General features: G+C 71.5%; 16 protein-coding genes. 4 read left to right on the plus strand and 12 right to left on the minus strand.

Translation table 11 applies throughout. The annotated features are described in order from the left end of the window. Nucleotides 1-19: 19 nt before the first annotated feature. Genes KF840_14555 through KF840_14565 form a run of 3 tightly spaced genes read right to left on the minus strand, consistent with a single transcriptional unit; the run spans nt 20 to nt 3,427 of the window. Nucleotides 20-1,153: an amidohydrolase gene (locus KF840_14555; protein MBX3026126.1), complete on the minus strand. Its 1,134-nt coding sequence runs from the start codon at nt 1,151-1,153 to the stop codon at nt 20-22. Nucleotides 1,154-1,194: 41 nt separating this feature from the next. Then, on the minus strand, nt 1,195-2,283 hold the full coding sequence (locus KF840_14560; GenBank protein ID MBX3026127.1) for an amidohydrolase family protein: 1,089 nt from the start codon (nt 2,281-2,283) through the stop codon (nt 1,195-1,197). A gap of 25 nt (nt 2,284-2,308) precedes the next feature. After that, the gene (locus KF840_14565) at nt 2,309-3,427 is read right to left on the minus strand and encodes an LLM class flavin-dependent oxidoreductase (protein MBX3026128.1); all 1,119 of its coding nucleotides are present in this window, start codon (nt 3,425-3,427) and stop codon (nt 2,309-2,311) included. Between the two features lie 180 nt (nt 3,428-3,607). On the opposite strand from KF840_14565, the gene KF840_14570 reads away from it, so the two are divergent. The 3 genes from KF840_14570 (at nt 3,608) to KF840_14580 (ending at nt 7,686) form a co-directional block, all read left to right on the plus strand. Continuing rightward, nucleotides 3,608-3,952 carry an Hsp20/alpha crystallin family protein gene (locus KF840_14570; protein ID MBX3026129.1) on the plus strand — a complete coding sequence of 115 codons (345 nt, stop codon included), beginning with the start codon at nt 3,608-3,610 and terminating at the stop codon, nt 3,950-3,952. Further along, the gene (locus tag KF840_14575) at nt 3,949-6,393 is read left to right on the plus strand and encodes an AAA family ATPase (GenBank protein MBX3026130.1); all 2,445 of its coding nucleotides are present in this window, start codon (nt 3,949-3,951) and stop codon (nt 6,391-6,393) included. The genes KF840_14570 and KF840_14575 overlap by 4 nt, the downstream gene beginning before the upstream one ends. A 111-nt stretch (nt 6,394-6,504) precedes the next feature. Next, nucleotides 6,505-7,686, plus strand: a complete 1,182-nt coding sequence (locus KF840_14580) for a methionine adenosyltransferase (GenBank protein MBX3026131.1) — start codon at nt 6,505-6,507, stop codon at nt 7,684-7,686. Nucleotides 7,687-7,692: 6 nt separating this feature from the next. Here KF840_14580 and KF840_14585 read toward each other — a convergent pair whose 3' ends face one another. Together KF840_14585 and KF840_14590 are read right to left on the minus strand one after the other, a co-directional pair. After that, entirely contained in the window at nt 7,693-8,121 is a 429-nt protein-coding gene (locus KF840_14585) for an archease (GenBank protein MBX3026132.1), read from the minus strand. A gap of 4 nt (nt 8,122-8,125) precedes the next feature. Then, nucleotides 8,126-9,583, minus strand: coding sequence for an RtcB family protein (locus KF840_14590; GenBank protein MBX3026133.1), 1,458 nt, complete (start codon nt 9,581-9,583; stop codon nt 8,126-8,128). A gap of 281 nt (nt 9,584-9,864) precedes the next feature. Between KF840_14590 and KF840_14595 the strand changes: the two genes are divergently transcribed. Beyond that, nucleotides 9,865-11,988, plus strand: a complete 2,124-nt coding sequence (locus KF840_14595) for a hypothetical protein (protein ID MBX3026134.1) — start codon at nt 9,865-9,867, stop codon at nt 11,986-11,988. Nucleotides 11,989-12,046: 58 nt separating this feature from the next. On the opposite strand, the gene KF840_14600 is transcribed toward KF840_14595, so the two are convergent. From KF840_14600 to bcp, 7 genes are all read right to left on the minus strand, one after another. Next, on the minus strand, nt 12,047-13,273 hold the full coding sequence (locus tag KF840_14600; protein MBX3026135.1) for a cytochrome P450: 1,227 nt from the start codon (nt 13,271-13,273) through the stop codon (nt 12,047-12,049). A gap of 17 nt (nt 13,274-13,290) precedes the next feature. Next, nucleotides 13,291-13,950, minus strand: coding sequence for a TetR/AcrR family transcriptional regulator (locus KF840_14605; protein MBX3026136.1), 660 nt, complete (start codon nt 13,948-13,950; stop codon nt 13,291-13,293). An 88-nt stretch (nt 13,951-14,038) separates the two neighbouring features. Then, the gene (locus tag KF840_14610; protein ID MBX3026137.1) at nt 14,039-15,190 is read right to left on the minus strand and encodes a thiolase domain-containing protein; all 1,152 of its coding nucleotides are present in this window, start codon (nt 15,188-15,190) and stop codon (nt 14,039-14,041) included. Continuing rightward, nucleotides 15,187-16,311: a lipid-transfer protein gene (locus KF840_14615; protein MBX3026138.1), complete on the minus strand. Its 1,125-nt coding sequence runs from the start codon at nt 16,309-16,311 to the stop codon at nt 15,187-15,189. The genes KF840_14610 and KF840_14615 overlap by 4 nt, the downstream gene beginning before the upstream one ends. Before the next feature lie 96 nt (nt 16,312-16,407). After that, the gene (locus KF840_14620; GenBank protein MBX3026139.1) at nt 16,408-16,908 is read right to left on the minus strand and encodes an OB-fold domain-containing protein; all 501 of its coding nucleotides are present in this window, start codon (nt 16,906-16,908) and stop codon (nt 16,408-16,410) included. 16 nt (nt 16,909-16,924) lie between these two features. Continuing rightward, the gene (locus KF840_14625; protein MBX3026140.1) at nt 16,925-17,386 is read right to left on the minus strand and encodes an OB-fold domain-containing protein; all 462 of its coding nucleotides are present in this window, start codon (nt 17,384-17,386) and stop codon (nt 16,925-16,927) included. 92 nt (nt 17,387-17,478) lie between these two features. Further along, nucleotides 17,479-17,949: a thioredoxin-dependent thiol peroxidase gene (bcp, locus tag KF840_14630; GenBank protein ID MBX3026141.1), complete on the minus strand. Its 471-nt coding sequence runs from the start codon at nt 17,947-17,949 to the stop codon at nt 17,479-17,481. Nucleotides 17,950-18,054 lie beyond the last annotated feature (105 nt).

Below are 18,054 nucleotides of genomic sequence, written 5' to 3' on the forward strand. Positions count from 1 at the left end.
CGGCGCCGGCGCCCGCGCCCTAGGCGCCCTCGAGGCGGAAGAGCTCGGCGCAGTTGCCCGCCAGGATGCGGTGGCGCTCCGCCTCGGGAACGCCGGTGAAGGTCTGGTCGATGACGCGGCGCGAATGTGGCCAGTCGGTGCCGTGGTGCGGGTAGTCGCTCGACCACATCAGCGTCTCGACGCCGCAGGCGTGCCGGTTCTGCACCGCGTACGGGTCGTACATGAAGCTCACCTTGCAATTGCGCTGGAAGTACTCGCTGGGCAGGAGGCTCAGATCGCAGCCGGTCCAGTGGCGATTGCGGCGGAATCGGTCGTCCATCTGCTGCAGCAGGTAGGGCACCCAGCCGGCGCCGGCCTCGATGAAGCCGGCGCGCAGGCGGGGAAAGCGCTCGAAGACGCCGGCGAAGATCATCCGCGCGATCACCAGCGGCATGTCGAGCAGGCCGGTGGTCGAGAGCCCGGGCAGATCGCCGCCCTGCTTGCCGGTCGGCGGCGGCGGCGCCGAGCGCACCGAGATCAGGCGGACGTGGACGATCACCGGCACGTCGAGCTCCTCGCAGGCGGCCCAGAAGGGATCATCGGCGGGGGAGCAGGTGTCGCCGGCGCTCGGCCAGCACATCAGCGCGGCGCCGCGCGCGCCCTGGGCGTGGGCGCGGCGCAGCTCGGCGATCGCCGCCTCGACGCCGAGACCCGGGATGTACGCGAGCGGCACCAGGCGGCGGCGATCGGCGGCGGCGAAGTCCTGGCAGACGAAGTCGTTGAAGGCGCGGAAGCCGGCGAGGTGGAAGTCGCGCTCGCGGCTGCGCAGGAAGAGGCCCATCGGGCGGGCGGAGCCGAACAGCACGGCGACGTCGACGCCGTCGGCGTCCATGTCGGCCAGCCGCTCGCGGCCGCGGAACATGCCGGGACGCACCGCGTCGTAGCGCGCGCCCGTCCACTTGATCTCCTCCGGCGCCTTGCCGGCCGCGGTGTAGATGCCGAGCGGCGCCGGCGGCGCGCCGGCGCCGAACTGCCAGGCGTCGCCGCCCTCGACGTCGCGCACCAGCTTCGGGGTGTCGGGATGATCGCGGAACCGCGGCGGCAACCACGTCGCCCAGAGATCGGGCGGTTCGACGACATGCGCGTCGGCATCGACGAGACGGAGGGCGGGCATGCGACGGTCCTTTCTCTTGCGCGACGGCGTGGCGGCCGGAGCTACAGGGCGTACAACTGGCGCGCGTTCTCGGCCAGGATGCGTTGCTTGCTCGCCTCGCTCAGGTCGGTGCGCTCGGCGATCAGCCGCGCCGAGTCGGGGAAGCGGCAGTCCCAGTGGTAGTAGTCGGAGGCGTAGACGATGCGGCGGTCGCCGAGCAACTGGACGGTGGCGGCGAGCGTGCGTTCGTCGGGATCGCAGCCGATGAAACAGCGGCCGTCGAGGAAATACTCGCTCGGCTTGCGGTCGATCCCCGGCGCCTGCTCCGGCATGCGTTCCCAGTGCTCGTCGAGCCGCTCGAGCCAGAACGGCAGCCAGCCGCAGCCCGATTCCATGAAGCCGACCCGCAGCGAGGGGAAGCGGTGCAGGATGCCGCCGACGGTGAAGCACATGATGCCGATCATGTTGCCGAGCGGATGGGTGAGCGCGTGCACCGTCAGGCGGGAATGGAAGCGGTCGACGGCGATCGGCACCTGGTCCGGCGCCTGGCCGCCGCCGTGCAGGCACACCGGCACGTTCAGCCGTTCCGCCTCCGCCCACAACACGTCGAACGACGGGTCGTCGAGGTTCTTGTCGCGCACGTGCTGGCGGGTGACGAGCGCCACCAGCCCGAGCTCGTTGACGGCCCGCCGCAGCTCCGCGGCCGCGGCGTCGGGATCGATCATCGGCACGATCGCGACGCCCTTGAAGCGGTCGGGCGCGTGGCGGTTGAAGGCCGCCTTGGCGTCGTTGAGCGCCCGGCAGACGGCGATCGCCAGCTCGCGGTCGAGCAGCGCCCACTCCTCGCCGGCGCCGCCGGTGAAGTTGACCGTCACGTCGATGCCCTCGAGGTCCATGTCGGCCAGGCGCGCCGCCGGATCGAACATCCCCGGCCGGATCTCCGCCCGGGTGACCGCCGACGTGTTGCGGTAGTGATCGCCCTGGCGGGCGAGACCGCCGCCGGGAATGGCGAGGCGCGCGTAGTGCTGGGTGCAGCGCTCCTTCCAGGCCGCGAGCTTGTCGCCGAGCGCGGCCGGGATGCGCGCCTGCCAATCGGGCAGCTCGCCGCCGTGGCCGTCGGCGTCGATGACGCGATAACCGTTGATGCCCATGCGATGTCTCCTCGTCTGGTGGCGCTCAGGCGGCGGCGGCCAGCGCCGCCTCGCGTTGCCGTGTGGTGCGGTGCACCGGGTCGGTGTCGAACAGCGGCAGCACGCGCCGCCCGAAGGTCTCGATCGAGCGCAGCACGTTCCGCTGGTCCATCGACATCGTCAGCGGCGAGTAGATGAGCTGGTCGACCCCGATCGCCGCGTAGCGGCGGATCACCTCGGCGATCTCCTCCGGCGAGCCGTACTGCGCCGCGCCGCGCGCCAGCCGCTCCTTCAGCTCGGCCGGGGTGGGCGCGGGCAGCTTCACCGGTCCGGTGCGCGGCAGGTGCGGCGGCCGCGGGAACGAGTCGAGCCACTGCAGGAACAGCTCGCCGTAGTGCTCGGTGCGCGCCCGCGCCACCAGATGGCGCGCCTCGTCGCCGTCGTCGAGACAGAACATGTTGGTGGTGACGGCGATGTTGTCGTTCACGTAGGCGCCGATCGGCGTGCGGCAGCCTGCCACCGCCTGCTTGTAGTTGCGCACGTGCTCCGCGATCTCGTCCGGGGCGCCGAAGGTGAAGCAGAGGCAGCCGAGGCCGAGCTCGCCGGCCTCGATGAACGTCTGCGGGCTCGAGCACGCCACCCAGATCGGCGGATGGGGCTTCGAGTACGGCTTCGGCAGCACGTTGCGCTCCGGCATGCGGAAGTAGCGGCCCTGGAAGCTGTAGGGCTCGTCGCGCCACATGCGCGGGATCTGCTCCAGCGACTCGCGCCACATCGGCTTGGTCTCGCTGGCCGCCGGAATGTCGAAGCCCGCCCACTCGGTGGTGGAGGAGCCGCGCCCGGTGCCGAACTCGATCCGCCCCTCGCTCAGGTGGTCGAGCACCGCGATCTGCTCCGCCACCCGCGCCGGATGGTTCACCTTGGCGGTGATGTTGACGATGGCGGTGCCGACGTGGATGCGCCGCGTCCGCGCCGCGACGAAGCTCAGGTAGACCTCGGGGCTCGGCTGGTGCGAGTAGTGGGTGAGGAAGTGGTGCTCCGGCGACCAGTCGTACTTGAAGCCCGCCGCGTCCACGGCGAGCGACACCTCGAGGCTGCGCTTGAAGCGCGTATGCTCGTCCTCGTTGTCCGGCACGTGCATCTGGGAGAAGATTCCGAACTCCATTCAGGCCCCCTTGGCTGTGAACTGTGGTTCGCGCTCTCGAATGGCGGTTCTTCTGCGCCAGGCGCTCGTCGTGGTCGATGACCAATGTCAGCGTTCAGCCTGCTCGACGTCAGCCGAGGGCGGGCGCATCGCCGACGGTGACGGCAGGCGGGTCGCTCGGCTAGAGTCCCCGCGACCATCATGAGCAGACCGAAGTTCATCGACGAGATCGACCGCCTGTTCGAGCAACTGGTGCGCGACCCGTGGGCGCGACCGCACCACCCGCCGCGGCCGCGCGCCGGCGAGACCGAGCTGGCGCTCGCCGTCCCGGTGCGAGCCGGCGAGCGCCAGGACGTATCCGTGGCCATCGAGGAGCACCGGCTGGTGGTGCGCGCCCGGCATGGCGTCGGCGGGCAGGCATCGAGCAGCGCGGCCGAACGCATCGTCGCCCTGCCAGAGGATGCCGACGTGGTCGGCCTCGAGGCCCAGTTCGAGGACGGGACGCTGCACGTCCGCGTCCGCCTGCGCGCGAGGCCGCCGCGATGACCCGCCCTACCCCGCCCGCGACGCCGCTGCGCGCCGCCGATCCGGTGGCGCCGCTGTCGTACGACGCGCTGTGCTACCGGACCACCGCGCCGCTCGACTTCACCACCACCGACGACGTCGCCCCCGACGGCGACTGGGCCGGCCAGGAGCGCGCCCTCGCCGCCCTCGAGCTCGGCATGCGCGTCCGCCACGCCGGCTACAACATCTTCGTCACCGGCCTGACCGGCACCCATCGCGCCGCCGAGCTGGCGGCGCTGCTGCGCCGTTTCACGCTTGGGCAGCCGACTCCCGGCGATCGCGTGCTGGTGCAGAACTTCCGCAACCCGGATCGCCCGCGCACCCTGTCGCTGCCCGCCGGCTGGGGTGCGCGCCTGCGCCAGGACATGCAGGAGATGGTCGAGGAGCTGCGACAGCTCCTGCCCAAGACCTTCCGCAGCGAGACGTTCGAGGAGGAGAAGGAGCGGCTCTCGGAGCAGTTCGGCAGCCGCGGCGAGGCCATCAGCCGCCGGCTCGACGAGCAGGCGGCACAGGCCGGATTCGCGCTGCAGCAGGCGCCCAACGGCGACGTCATGTTCATCCCGCTGCGCGGCGGCCGGCCGATCACCCCGGAGGAGAGCGAGAAGCTGAGCGACGAGGAGCGCGCCGACCTGCGCCGCCGGCAGCGCGAGCTGGCGCGCCAGGTGAAGGCGGTGATGCGCGAGCAGCAGGCGCTGATGCGCCTGCTCGGCCGCGAGGTGCGCCAGGCCGAGCGACGGGTCGCCGACGAGGCGATCACGCCGATCTTCGACGAGCTGACGGAGCGCTATGCCGGCGCCGACGTGCGCGCCTGGCTGGCGGAAGTGAAGGCGCACGCGCTCGACCACCTCAGCCTCTTCCAGGACCAGCCGCCCCCGCCGCCGCCGCTCGCCTTCTTCATGGCCGGCGCCGAGGAGGACGCGCTGCTCGCCTACGCGGTGAACGTGCTGGTCGACAACAGCGGCGCCGAAGGTCCGCCGGTGATCGTCGAGACCTCGCCGACCTACAAGAACCTCTTCGGCGCCATCGAGCGCATGGTGGATCGGCAGGGCAAGCTGGTCACCAACTTCACCCGCGTGGTCGCCGGCGCGCTGCTCCGCGCCCACGGCGGTTGCGTGATCATCAACCTGCTCGACGCCCTCTCCGAGCCCCTGGTGTGGCGGGCGCTCAAGCAGACGCTCGCCGCCGGACACGTCGAGATCGAGACCTACGACCCGTTCGCCCTCTTCGCCACCGCCGTCCTCAAGCCCGAGCCGATGGCGATCGACACCCGGGTCGTGCTCACCGGTCCGCCGGAGGCGTTCCAGATCCTGCACGCGCTCGACGAGGAGTTTCGCGAGACGTTCAAGATACGCGCCGATTTCGGCGACGAGGCCGACAGCGACGCGGCGCGCCGCAACGCCGTCGCCCAGATGGCGCGCCTCGCGCGCGCCGAACACCTGCCGCCGTTCCGCGCCGACGCCGTGTCCCGCCTCCTCGAGCAGGCGGCCCGCCAGCTCGGCGATCGGCGCAAGGTGCCGAGCCAGTGGAGCGACGTCGCCGACGTCATGCGGGAGGCGGCGTTCTGGGCCCGCCGGCGCGACGCCGCGGCGGTCGAGGCCGCCGACGTGCAGCAGGCGATCGCGCAGCGCACGTACCGCTCGGACCGCATCGAAGCGAAGCTGCGCGAGCTGATTCACGACGGCGTCCTGCTGGTCGACGTCGCGGGCGAACGCATCGGCCAGGTGAACGGGCTCGCCGTGCTCGACGTCTCCGGCTACGCGTTCGGCCGACCGTCGCGCATCACCGCGGTGGTGTCGATGGGCAGCGCCGGGGTCATCGCCATCGACCGCGAGGCCAAGCTCAGCGGCCGCGCCTACGACAAGGCGGTGCTCATCATCGCCGCCTATCTGCGCCAGACCTATGCCCGCGACTTCCCCCTCGGGCTCGCCGCCAGCGTCTGCTTCGAGCAGTCGTACAGCGGCATCGAGGGCGACAGCGCCTCCCTCGCCGAGCTGGCGGCGCTGATCTCGGCGCTGGCCGAGGTGCCGATCCGCCAGGACCTCGCGCTGACCGGCAGCGTCGACCAGTTCGGCACCGTCCAGCCGATCGGCGGCGTCAACGAGAAGATCGAAGGATTCTTCCGCGTCTGCCGCGTCGTCGGCCTGAGCGGACGGCAGGGCGTGATCATCCCGGCCCGCAACCGCGACAACCTGATCCTCGATCACGACGTGCTCGACGCCGTGCGCGCCGGCACCTTCCACGTCTACGCCGTCGACACGCTCGACGACGCGCTGGCGATCCTGACCGGCAAGGTCGCCGGCCGGGTCGATGAACCCGGCACCATCCACCACGCCGCCGCGCAACGCCTGCGCGCCCTCGCCGAAGGCCTGCGCGCCTTCGCTCGCGCAGCGCCCGAAACGGCGGCGGAGCCGACCGACGACTGAACGCCGATCGCGCCGCTCGGCCCGTGCCGGTGCCCTCGGCAGGGCGACGGCACGGGCCGGGATCGGGGCACCGGAACGGAGCGGACCCTCGGCGCGGGGACGGACGAACACATGCGGATCCTGATCGAACCGGCGGGCGATGGCGGACCGGCGAGCGCGCGGGTCGAGATCGTCGAGCGCAAGGGCCGGGGCCACCCCGATACGCTCTGCGACCGCGCCGCGGAGGCGCTGAGCGCCGCACTCTGCCGCGCCTACCTGGAGCGGGCCGGCCGCGTCCTCCACCACAACGTCGACAAGGCGGTGCTGTGCGGCGGCAGCGCGCGCGCCGAGCTCGGCGGCGGCGAGGTGACCCGGCCGATGCGCATGATCCACGTCGGCCGCGCGACGATGACGGCGGCCGGCGCGCCACTCGACGTCGACGCGATCGCCGACGCCGCGACCCGCGCCGTCTTCACCACGGCGCTGCGGCGCCTCGACGCCGCGCGCCACCTCGAGGTCGCATCGCTGCTGCGGCCGACCAGCAGCGCGCTGGCCGGGCTCTTCGCCGACGCCGCCACCGTCCCGGCGGCGAACGACACGTCGATCGGCTGCGGCTTCGCGCCGCTCAGCCGCACCGAGCAGGTGGTCCTGGCGGTCGAACGAATGCTCACCGACGACCGGACGCTCGCCGCGCATCCGTTCCTCGGCGAGGACGTGAAGGTGCTGGCGGTGCGGGTGGACGATGCCGTCGAGCTCACCGTCGCCGTGGCGTTCATCGCGGCGCAGATCGCCTCGCTGGCGCAGTACGAGGAGGCGCGCGCGGCGGTGGGCGGGCTGGTGCGCGGCTTCGCCGCCGATCTCGGCGTCGAACCGGCGCGGGTGGTGGTCAACGCCGCCGACCGCCCCGCGGCCGGGCAGCTCTACCTCACCGTCACCGGCTCGAGCGCCGAGGCCGGCGATGACGGCCAGGTCGGGCGCGGCAACCGTGCCAACGGCCTCATCACCCCCGGCCGGCCGATGAGCCTGGAGGCGATGGCCGGCAAGAACCCGGTGTCGCACGTCGGCAAGCTCTACAACGCCTGGGCGACCCGCCTGACCGCCGAGCTGGCGCAGCGACCGGACATCGACCACGCCACCTGTCTCCTCGCCAGCCGCATTGGCGCCCCGATCACCGAGCCTCAGGTGGTGTGGCTGTCGGTCGGCGGCGCCGGCGCGCGCGACCGCGACGGGCTGCGGGGCGCGGTGCGCGATGCCCTGGAGCGCTTGCCGGCGATGTGGCGCGAGCTGCTCGACGCCGGGTGGCCGGTGGCATAGCCACGGCTATACGTCGAGGGTCACCTGCGCTTCCCAGGCGTCGCCGATCCGCTCGACCCGCAACCCGTACCAGGTCACGGCCTTCACGTCGGTGATGAGCGCGTGCCGCGTCGGATCGATCACCTCGCCAACCAGCACGGCAGCGAGGCGCGGGCTCGCCCCGGCATCCACCGTCACGCGCTCGGGGCGCAGCAGCAGCGACGCCGTATCCTTGAGGAAGATCACCTCGTCGAGGAGGCGCACCAGCAGGAGATCGAGGGACGCCGCCGCGAGCGCGACGGAGCGGCGCTCGACGGCGCGCACGCTGCCGAGGTCGGCGACCATCGCCGCCGTCGTCGCCTCGACCGCGGCGGCGAACACCGCGTCGAGCGTCGGCCCCCAGGCGCGGAAGGTGACGTCGCTGGTGACCGCGTCCTCGAGCCAGGCGAAGGGCACGCGGTCAGCCCTTGACGTTGCCGATCGGCGTCAGCCGCGCCACGCGATGGCTCAGGCCGGCGCGCTCGGTCGCCTCGGCGACGGCGTCGATGTCCTTGTAGGCGCCGCCCGCCTCTTCGGCCAGGCCGGCGTAGGACGCGCTGCGGACGTAGATGCCGCGCGCCGCCATGCTCCGCTGCAGATCGCGTCCGCGATACTGCCGCTTGGCGCGGGTCCGGCTCATCGTCCGGCCGCTGCCGTGGGCGGTGCTGAAGCAGCTCGCCTCCCCACTCCCCACGCCGGTGAGCAGGTACGAGCCGGTCTCCATGCTGCCGCCGATGATCACCGGTTGGCCGGTCGCGGCGTACTCCCCCGGCAGACCGTCGGCGCCGGGGGCGAAGGCGCGCGTCGCGCCCTTGCGGTGCACGAGCAGGCGGCGCCGCCGGCCATCGACGATGTGCGTCTCGAGCTTGGCGGTGTTGTGCGCGACGTCGTAGAGCATGCGCAGTCCGAGCGCCGCCATGTCGCGACCCATCACGGCCGCGAACACCTCGCGGATCCGGTGCAGGATGACCTGGCGGTTGGCGAACGACATGTTGGCGGCGCAGGCCATCGCGGCGAAGTAGCGCTGGCCCTCGGGCGAGCGGAACGGCGCGCAGGCGAGCTCGCGATCGGTGATCGCCAGGCCGTACTTGGGGGTCATCACGGCGAGAAACTCCTGCAGGTAGTCGGTCGCCACCTGGTGACCGAAGCCGCGGCTGCCGCAGTGGAACATCACCGCGATCTGGTTCGGGCGCGTGATGCCGAGGCGGCGAGCCAGCGGCGGGTCGACGACGTGCTCCGGGCGCACCACCTGGATCTCCAGGTAGTGGTTGCCGGAACCAAGCGTGCCGATCTGCCGCTCGCCGCGGGCGACGGCGCGGGCGCTGACGGCGCGCGGGTCGGCGCCGGGGAAGCAGCCGCGCTCCTCGGTGCAGGCGAGATCGTGTTCCGTGCCGAAGCCGCGCCGCACCGCCCACCCCGCGCCTTCGCGCAACACCGCGTCGAGCTCCGCCGCCGAGAGGTGGACGAATCCCGTGCAGCCGACCCCGGCCGGCACCCGGTCGGCGAGGCCGTCGACCAGCTCGCGCAGCCGCGGCTCCACCTCGTCCAGCGTCAGGTCGGTGAGAGCCAGGCGCATGCCGCAATTGATGTCGAAGCCGATTCCCCCCGGTGAAATCACCCCCGCCTCCGGGTCCATCGCCGCCACGCCGCCGATCGGGAAACCGTATCCCCAGTGCGCGTCCGGCATGACGTAGCTGGCGCCGACGATGCCCGGCAGGCAGGCGACGTTGGCCGCCTGCGCGAACACCGCGTCATCCATCGCCTCGAGCAGGGGCGGCGTCGCGAAGACGCGGATCGGCACCCGCATGCCCTGGCGCCAGCTCGCGGGCACCTCCCAGGTCGCATCGCCGAGCGGACGGATCGCGTCTGGAGGCGGCATTCCACCCGCACCGTAGCCGATCGCACCGGCCGTTGAAGTGATCGCTCGCGGCGATGCCGAGGCGCGGCGCCAACGAGCCATCCGCCGCGCGACGCCGCAGCCGGCCAGCGATCTCGCCTGCCATCTCGCAGGTAACGGGTAGTCAGCTCGCATGGCAGATGTTGCATATGACGATATGCTTTCATTTATGTTGACTGATGTGGATTTATCTATTGCAAGTCGCCGGCGCGCTCCCTAGCGTTACGCGAAAAACCAGGGCGCGTTTTTTGGGAGAGGCGATCGTGCGATTCGATGTCGTTGGATTGGTGGTCACGGTGTTCACGGCCGTGGCGTTCGTGCTCGTCGGACTGGCCAGGGACGCGCAAGCCACCGTCACCCCGTGTCCCGGCTCCACCGTCTGCAGCACCAATGGCTTCCAGGTGACGCTCGTCGACGCGTCGGGCCAGCCGACCAGCGCCGGCAGCTACGACGGCACCAACACCACCTTCCGCTGGCAGGTGTGCCGCGGCGCCACCGCCGGCTGCTCGTGCGGCGCGCACGCGCTCAGCCACCTGGTGCTCGATCTCTCGTCCGGCATCTGCAAGGACCTCACGCTCGTGAGCGCATCGCCCGGGCCGATCAGGAGCAGCGACCCGACGTGCGCCAGCGGCATCAGCCCCATCCTCAAGTGGGACGTCGGCTTCGACAGCGCCTGCGGCGACAGCCCGCCGACCTGTCAGACGTTCACCGCCACGTTCGCCGGCAATGTCGCGACCGGCGCGAGCTCGCTCGCCTTCAAGGCGGGGACGGCATGCGGCTCGGTCTCGACACTCGGCCCCGCCTGCCAGTCGTGCACGCTGCCAACGGCCACGCGGACGGCATCCGCGACCGCCACGGCCACTGCCACGAAGACTCTCACGCCGACGAAGACACAGACGCCCACCGCGACGGCAACCGTGACGCCGACCCGAACCAGCTCCGCGACATCGACGTACACGGCCACCGGCACGGCAACGGCGAGCAGAACGCCGAGCTCTACCGTCACCAAGACGCCGGCGAACACCCCGACCAAGACGCCGCAGAACACTTCCACGGCCACCGCCACCAACACCCCGGTCAACACCCCGACCAAGACGCCGCAGAACACCTCCACCGCCACCGCCACCAACACCCCGGCGAACACCCCGACCAAGACGCCGCAGAACACTTCCACGGCCACCGCCACCAACACCCCGGTCAACACCCCGACCAAGACGCCGCAGAACACTTCCACGGCCACCGCCACCAACACCCCGGTCAACACCCCGACCAAGACGCCGCAGAACACCTCCACCGCCACCGCCACGGCCAGCAACACGCCGGTCAACACCGCCACCAACACCCCCGCGAACACCCCGACCAGCACGCCGCAGAACACCGCCACGGCCACCGCCTCCGCCACGGCCACCAACACGCCGGCCAACACCGCCACCAACACGCCCGCGAACACCCCGACCAGCACCCCGCAGAACACCGCCACGGCCACCGCCTCCGCCACGGCCAGCAACACGCCGGTCAACACCGCCACCAACACGCCCGCGAACACCCCGACCAGCACCCCGCAGAACACCGCCACGGCCACCGCCTCCGCCACGGCCACCAACACGCCGGCCAACACCGCCACCAACACGCCCGCGAACACCCCGACCAGCACGCCGCAGAACACCGCCACGGCCACCGCCTCCGCCACGGCCACCAACACGCCGGTCAACACCGCCACCAACACGCCCGCGAACACCCCGACCAGCACGCCGCAGAACACCGCCACGGCCACCGCCTCCGCCACCAACACCCCGGTCAGCACCAACACCAACACGCCGGTGAACACGCCGACCACCACCGCGACTCCGATCCACACCGCGTCGGCGACGCCGACCGAGACGTTCAGCGACAACACGCCGGTGCCGGTGGTGGCGCCGAACATCCAGTTGCGGAAGTCCTTCCCGGGCCTCTGCCGGCCGGGCAACACGACCACCATGTTGCTGGCGGTGCGCAACATCGGCGAGACGGCGACTGCCGGCGCGATCACCGTGACCGACCCGCTGCCGGCGGGCCTCACCTTCGTGCAGGCGACCGGCAGCGGCTGGGACTGCGGCGGCTCGACGCCGACGCAGCTCGTCTGCGTGCGCGGCGCCATCCTCAACGCCGGCGGCAGCGCCCCGACGATCACCGTGACCCTGGCCGTCGCCGGCAACGCGCCGCCGGTGATGGTCAACACCGCGACCGCGACGACGCCGGGCGACGTCGACGCGACCGACGGCACGTCGAGCGCGTTCTGTCGGCGCAATCCGGTGCCGGCGCCGGCGGCGTCGCCCCTCGCGCTCGCGATCGGGGCGCTGGTGCTGGTCGGCGTCGCCTGGGTGGCGATGCGCCGGCGCGCCGCCTGAGCCGCGACGGCGGATGGCGCGGGTCAGCCGGTGAGCCGCGCCATCCGCCGACCTCGCGCTAGGCGCTGCGGCGCAGGCGTTCGGGCGTGAACCGCACCGGCATGCGCTTGATGCCGTTGATGAAGCTCGAACGCAGGCGCTCGACCGGGCCCGCCAGGTCGATGTCGGGCAGGCGGCGGAGCAGCTCCTCGAACATGACCTTGATCTCGAGCCGCGCCAGCGCGTTGCCGATGCAGAAGTGGGTGCCGATGCCGAAGGCGACGTGCTCGTTCGGCGTGCGCCCGACGTCGAAGGCGTGCGGCTCGCGGAACACCGCCGGGTCGCGATTCGCGGCCGGGTAGAACATCACCACCTTGTCCCCCTCGCGCACCGCCTGGCCGCCGATCGCCCCGTCCTGCATGGCGGTGCGGCGGAAGCAGTTCACCGGCGACACCCAGCGCAGGATCTCCTCGGTAGCGGTGGGGATCAGGCCGGGGTCGGCGAGCAGCCGAGCCCGCTGCTCGGGATGCTGCATGAGCGCCAGCATGCCGCCGGAGATGGCGTTGCGGGTGGTCTCGTTGCCGGCCACCAGGAGCAGCAGGAAGAAGAGGTCGAACTCCATCTCGCTGAGGCGCTCGCCGTCGACCTCGCCGTGGATCAGGACGCTGGTGAGGTCGTCCGCCGGCTGCTGTCGCCGCTGCTCGGCGAGCTGATTGGCGTAGAGGTAGACCTCCATCGCCGTCTGCCGCTGCTCGGCGCGGTCGCCGACGTACTCGGGGTCGTCGAAGCCGATCAGCTTGTTGCTCCACTCGAACACCTTGCCGCGGTCCTCCATCGGCACGCCGACCAGCTCGGCGATCACCTGCAGCGGCAGATCGGCCGCCAGGTCGGTGACGAATTCGCAGGTGCCGCGCAGCGCGACGCGATCGATGATCTCGCTGGCGCGCAGGCGCACCCGCTCCTCGAGCATGGCGATGCGGCGCGGGGTGAAGCCGAGGCTCACCAGGCGGCGCAGCTTGGTGTGATTGGGCGGATCCCGATTGACCAGCATCATCTGCAGGTTGGCGAGATCCTCCTCGCTCGACTCGAAGAGGAAGACCGAGCGCTTCGCGGCCGAGAAGAGCTGCGGATTCTTCGAGACGTACACCACGTCGGCGTGGCGGGTCAGCGCCCAGAATCCCGGCGTCTCCTTGTCCGGATGCCAGAACACCGGCGCCTCGCGACGCACGGCGTCGAACATCGCGTACGGCGGACCGTTCTGTTGGTAGTGGTCGGGATTGGCGAGGTCGATGTCGGACAGCGGCATGGCAATCGGTCTCCTGGTCAGTGGATTTTGCTCGCGCCGCGCGCCACGCGTGCCGGCGCCGGCTCGCCGCCGAGCAGACGCGCCACGGCGACCTTGAGAAAATGGGTCTGTCGCTGCAGCGCGGCCGGGCTGCGCGGATCGTCCGGCAGCACCGCTTCCAGCAGCGCCGCGTTGGCGAAGTAGCCGAAGATCAGGTGATAGAGGCCGGCGGCGAGGTGCGGAATCTCCGACTCCGCCCAGGCGCCGCTGCTGCCCGCGAGAACGCGCAGGCCGCTGTTGTAGAGCGGCGCGAGGAGCCGGCTGACGCTGCCGCGCAGCGCCTTGCTGTCATCGAGGCCGGCGCGCTGGATGAGCCGCGGCAGGTGCGGCCGGTCGGCCAGGTAGTCGACGATGCGGTCGAGCACCGGATCCGCGGCATCCCCCGCCGTCTCGCTGCCGGCGACCAGCTCGATGATCGGCGCCAGGCCGCGCTCCAGGGCCGCCTCGTAGAGCGCCTTCTTGTTCTTGAAGTGGTGGTAGAGGCTGGCCTGGTTCTTCAGGCCGGCATCGCTGGCGATCTCGCGCACCGACACCCCGGCGAAGCCGCGCTCGGCGAAGCGCCGCTCGGCCGCATCGAGAATCACATCGCGCGTCGCGCGCAGCTCCCGCGGCCGCCGCGCCGCCGACCGGGCCCTCATGTCGGCGCCTGTAGTCGACCAAACGTTTGTTTGTCAAGACGCGCGCCGCCGGTCATGAGGGTCGTGGACCGCGACTGGCGCGAACGGACTACAGCTCGCTGCCCACCACCCACATCGCGAAGTACTGCGCGCCGCCGCCGTAGGCGTGACCGAGGGCCGTCTTGGCGCCCTCGACCTGGTGGGCGCCGGCGCGGCCCATCACCTGCAGGGCGGCCTCGGCGAGGCGGAGCATGCCGGAGGCGCCGATCGGGTTGGTGCAGAGCACGCCGCCCGACGGGTTGATCGGCAGATGCGCCCCCATCTTCACGTCGCCGCGCTCGACCGCCTTCCACCCCTCGCCGAGCGGGCGGAACCCGAGGTTCTCGAGCCACATCGCCTCGAACCAGGCGAACGGCACGTAGATCTCGGCGGTGTCGATCTGGTTCCACGGGTCGGTGATGCCGGCCTGGTCGTAGACGTGCTTGGCGCAGGTGCGGCCAGCGAGCGGGTTCACCTGGTCGCGGCCCGGCACCCACATCGCCTCGGCGTACGAGGCGCCGCCCTTCACCCACGCCGGCGTCCGCGGCCCCTTCTTCGCCTGCTCGGCGCTGGCCAGCACCATGGCGACGGCGCCGTCCGACGACGGGCAGGTCTCGAGGTAGCGGATCGGATCCCACAGCACCGGCGACTCGAGCACGTCCTCGACCGTCATCGGCTCGGTGAGGTGGGCGTACTCGTTGCGCCCGGCATTGGCGCGGGCGTTGGCGGCGGTCATCGGGCCGATGTGCGCCGGCGCGCCGCTGCGGGCGATGTAGGCGCGCACGTAGGGCGCGAAGTAGCCGCCGGCGCCCGCCACCAGCGGCGGCATGAACGGCATGTTGGGCGACAGCGCCCACATGGCGTTCCCCTCCGACTGCTTCTCGAAGGCGATCACCAGCACGCGGTCGAAGAGACCCGAGGCGACGTGCGTGACGCCGGCCAGCGCCGTCGTCGCCCCCACCGAGCCGGCGGTGTGGATGCGCACCACCGGCTTGAGATGGCCGCCGATGGCGCCGATCAGGAACTGCTCGGGCTGCATCACGCCCTCGAGCATGTCCGGCGCCTTGCCGATGACGACGGCGTCGATGTCCCCGTGTTCGAGGCCGGCGTCGAGCAGCGCCCGATCGACCGCCTCGCGCACCAGGCCGGCGATGTTGACCTCGGCGCGCCGCGCGCTGTGCTTGGTCTGTCCGACTCCGACGACTGCGACGGGACGCTTCACGACCACCTCCGCTCGCGCCCGAGCACGAACCAGAGGTTCTGCTGCAGGCAATGCCCTTGTGCCGCGTGGGCGATGGCGCGGCGCGCGTTCGGCACCGCGGCCTCGCCGGCGCCGCCGCTCAGTTGCCTGAACGCCTCGCCGAGGCGGATCAGCCCGGTCATCATGATCGGGTTGCCGGCGATGGCGCCGCCGGACGGATTGATCGCCGGCCTGCCGTCGCCCTGCGCCGGCAAGCGCAGCGACTCGCGCAGGATCATCTCCTCCGCCGGCGTCGCGGCGCTGAGCTCGACCAGGTCGACGTCGGCGGCGCTGCCGAGGCCCGCCATCGCCAGCGCCTTCTCCGCCGCCAGCGTCGCGCTGGCGCTGCGCGACAGATCGCGCGCCCCCAGCGACTGCAGCTCGGCGCGCTGATCGACGCCGTGGATCCACGCCGGCGCTCGGCACATCGCCTCGGCCCTCCCCTCGGCGGCGAGGATCAGGCAGACGGCGCTCTCGCCCACCGGCGCCACGTAGCCCTGGCGCAGCGGCTCGACGGCCCACGGCGTCTGCTGCAGCGCCGCCGCCGGGGCCGGGTCGCGCACCTGGGCGTGCGGGTTCCTCGCCGCGGCGGCGCGGTTGCGCGCCGCGCAGGCGGCGAAATCGGCGTCCGTCGCGCCGCTGCGCGCCATGTAGGCGCTCGCCTGCAGCGCCGCGGTGGACAGCGGCCCGAGGCCGAGCGGCGCCAGGTAGTAGGGATCGAGCTGCAGGTTCAGCACCCGCTCCGGCTGCCCTTCCGAGACCTTGCCATAGCCGACCACCATCGCGGTGTCGCACTCGCCCGCCTGCATGCGGATCCAGGCGTAATGGGCCGCGAACGCCGCATCCATCTCGAGGTGCGAGTCCTGGCGCGGCGGCCAGGTGCCCATCACGTCGAGCGCGGCGACGAAGCCGAACGGCCGGCCGTCGATGTAATCGGCCGAACCGGCGGTCTGGTAGTCGATCGCGTCGCGCTCGACTCCGCACTGCGCCAGCGCCTCGCGCACCACCGGGTAGAGCATCTCGTTCGCCATGCGGTGCGGATCGTGGGCGACGATCGGCGCCTGCGCGAAGCCGACGACGGCGACGTTACGAAGTTGAGTCATATCCTCAATCCTCTTCACCGCAGAGACGCGGAGGCGCGGAGATGGCGGACCTGGCAGGTCATCTCCGCGCCCTCCGCGTCTCTGCGGTGAAATTCTTCAGAGTCTGTTCAGGTAGGTCTCCGGCTTGGCGTCGGGCTCGCCGGTCGGCCGGAAGTAGAGCACGTCGTCGAAGGAGCCGGTGCGCTCGCCGTCCGGCTTCCACACCGCCTCGACGCGCATGCCCATGCGCACGTCGGCGACGGCGCACTCCTGGATGGCGGCGAAGATGGAGATGTCGGCGCCATCGAGCGCCACCGAGGCGGCGACATAGGGCAACTGCAGGTCGCGGCCGATGACTGGGATGTTGACGATGCAGAAGGTGGTCACGACGCCCCGGCCTTCGAGGGCGACGAACTCGGTGCAGGGCGCGAAGCTCTCCGGCGAGTTGACCAGCGGCGTCACGAACACCTTGCCGGTCTTCGAGTCCTTCGAGCCGATGAACTTCTTCTCCTTCAGCCCGTGCATGGCGCGGGCGCGGTAGTCGCCGGCGATGTAGCGGTACGGCAGGTAGACGTTCGCTTCGACGTACTTGACCGGTTCCTTGGGCGGTTCCTGCATGGTGCTCCCCTGCGGCTCAGCCGACGACGCGGAAGGCGGCGATGTCGCGCACGCTGCCGACCCGCTCCCCGTCCGGCTTCCAGTCCGCCTGCACGCGCGCCCCGACCTTCACCTTGCCGAGGTCGTCGCGCACCACGTGGGCCAGCGCCGTGTCGGCGCCGTCGAGCCGCACCAGCACGAAGGCGAACGGCTGCTCGAACGGATGCAGCCGCGCGATCGGGTGGTGCACGATCGCCGCGGCGGTGATGACGCCGGTGTCCTTCACCGCCACCCACTCGCCGCCGCCGCGGCCGTCAATCTCCGAGTAGCCCATCGGCGGCACGACCACACCCTGCCCGGCGACGCGATGCCCCCAGATCGTCTGCTGTTCCTTCAGCCCGGCGAGGAACCGCCCCACCGTCTCGCCGGTCGAATGCTTGTACGGGAACTCCATGACCTGTTCCTGGTACATGGGTTCCACCGCGCCTGGCGCGCTCATGCTGTGACTCCTCCTGACGTTGCGGTGCGGGCGGGAGTTACTGCGCCAAACGAACGTTTGTCAAACCAGGTTCCCTCGCCCGCCGCCGTCCGTCACGCCTCCGCCTGGAGAGCCGCGAGCACCTTCGCCGGATGCTCGGCGGCGCTGGCCACTTTCTTCCAGTGCTTCTTCACCTTGCCGTCCCTGCCGATCCAGACGGTGGAGCGGATGACGCCGGTGACCTTCTTGCCGTACATCATCTTCTCGCCGTAGGCGCCGTACTTCTCCATCACCGCGCGCTCGGGGTCGGAGAGCAGCGGGAACGGCAGCTTGTACTTGGCGGCGAACTTCTGATGCGATGCCTGGCTGTCGCCCGACACGCCGAGCACGACGACGCCCATCTTCTGCAGCGTCTTCCAGTCGTCGCGAAACCCACACGCCTCCTTGGTGCACCCCGGCGTGTCGTCCTTCGGGTAGAAATAGAGGATCACGTCCCGGCCGGCGAAGTCCTTGAGCGAGACCTTGCTGCCGTTCGCGTCCGGCAGCGTGAACGCCGGCGCCGCCTTGCCTTCCTCGATCGCCATCATGCTCTCCTTCCGAATCACCTCGACGCGGACACTCGCCGGCTCCGAGATCCAGGCGACGCACCGCTGCGTTGCCCGGCGGCTCGGCGCCCGCGTTGCGCTTTC

Source organism: bacterium (genome assembly GCA_019637795.1).
GTDB lineage: Bacteria > Desulfobacterota > Binatia > HRBIN30 > CADEER01 > JAHBUY01.

Bases quoted from the DNA above. Each gene is read 5' to 3' on its own strand.
- KF840_14615 (MBX3026138.1), bottom strand. From the start codon at position 16,311: ATGACTCAACTTCGTAACGTCGCCGTCGTCGGCTTCGCGCAGGCGCCG.
- KF840_14580 (MBX3026131.1), top strand. From the start codon at position 6,505: ATGCGGATCCTGATCGAACCGGCGGGCGATGGCGGACCGGCGAGCGCG.
- KF840_14565 (MBX3026128.1), bottom strand. From the start codon at position 3,427: ATGGAGTTCGGAATCTTCTCCCAGATGCACGTGCCGGACAACGAGGAC.
- KF840_14600 (MBX3026135.1), bottom strand. From the start codon at position 13,273: ATGCCGCTGTCCGACATCGACCTCGCCAATCCCGACCACTACCAACAG.
- KF840_14620 (MBX3026139.1), bottom strand. From the start codon at position 16,908: ATGCAGGAACCGCCCAAGGAACCGGTCAAGTACGTCGAAGCGAACGTC.
- KF840_14590 (MBX3026133.1), bottom strand. From the start codon at position 9,583: ATGCCGCCTCCAGACGCGATCCGTCCGCTCGGCGATGCGACCTGGGAG.
- KF840_14575 (MBX3026130.1), top strand. From the start codon at position 3,949: ATGACCCGCCCTACCCCGCCCGCGACGCCGCTGCGCGCCGCCGATCCG.
- KF840_14560 (MBX3026127.1), bottom strand. From the start codon at position 2,283: ATGGGCATCAACGGTTATCGCGTCATCGACGCCGACGGCCACGGCGGC.
- KF840_14570 (MBX3026129.1), top strand. From the start codon at position 3,608: ATGAGCAGACCGAAGTTCATCGACGAGATCGACCGCCTGTTCGAGCAA.
- KF840_14625 (MBX3026140.1), bottom strand. From the start codon at position 17,386: ATGAGCGCGCCAGGCGCGGTGGAACCCATGTACCAGGAACAGGTCATG.
- bcp (MBX3026141.1), bottom strand. From the start codon at position 17,949: ATGGCGATCGAGGAAGGCAAGGCGGCGCCGGCGTTCACGCTGCCGGAC.
- KF840_14605 (MBX3026136.1), bottom strand. From the start codon at position 13,950: ATGAGGGCCCGGTCGGCGGCGCGGCGGCCGCGGGAGCTGCGCGCGACG.
- KF840_14555 (MBX3026126.1), bottom strand. From the start codon at position 1,153: ATGCCCGCCCTCCGTCTCGTCGATGCCGACGCGCATGTCGTCGAACCG.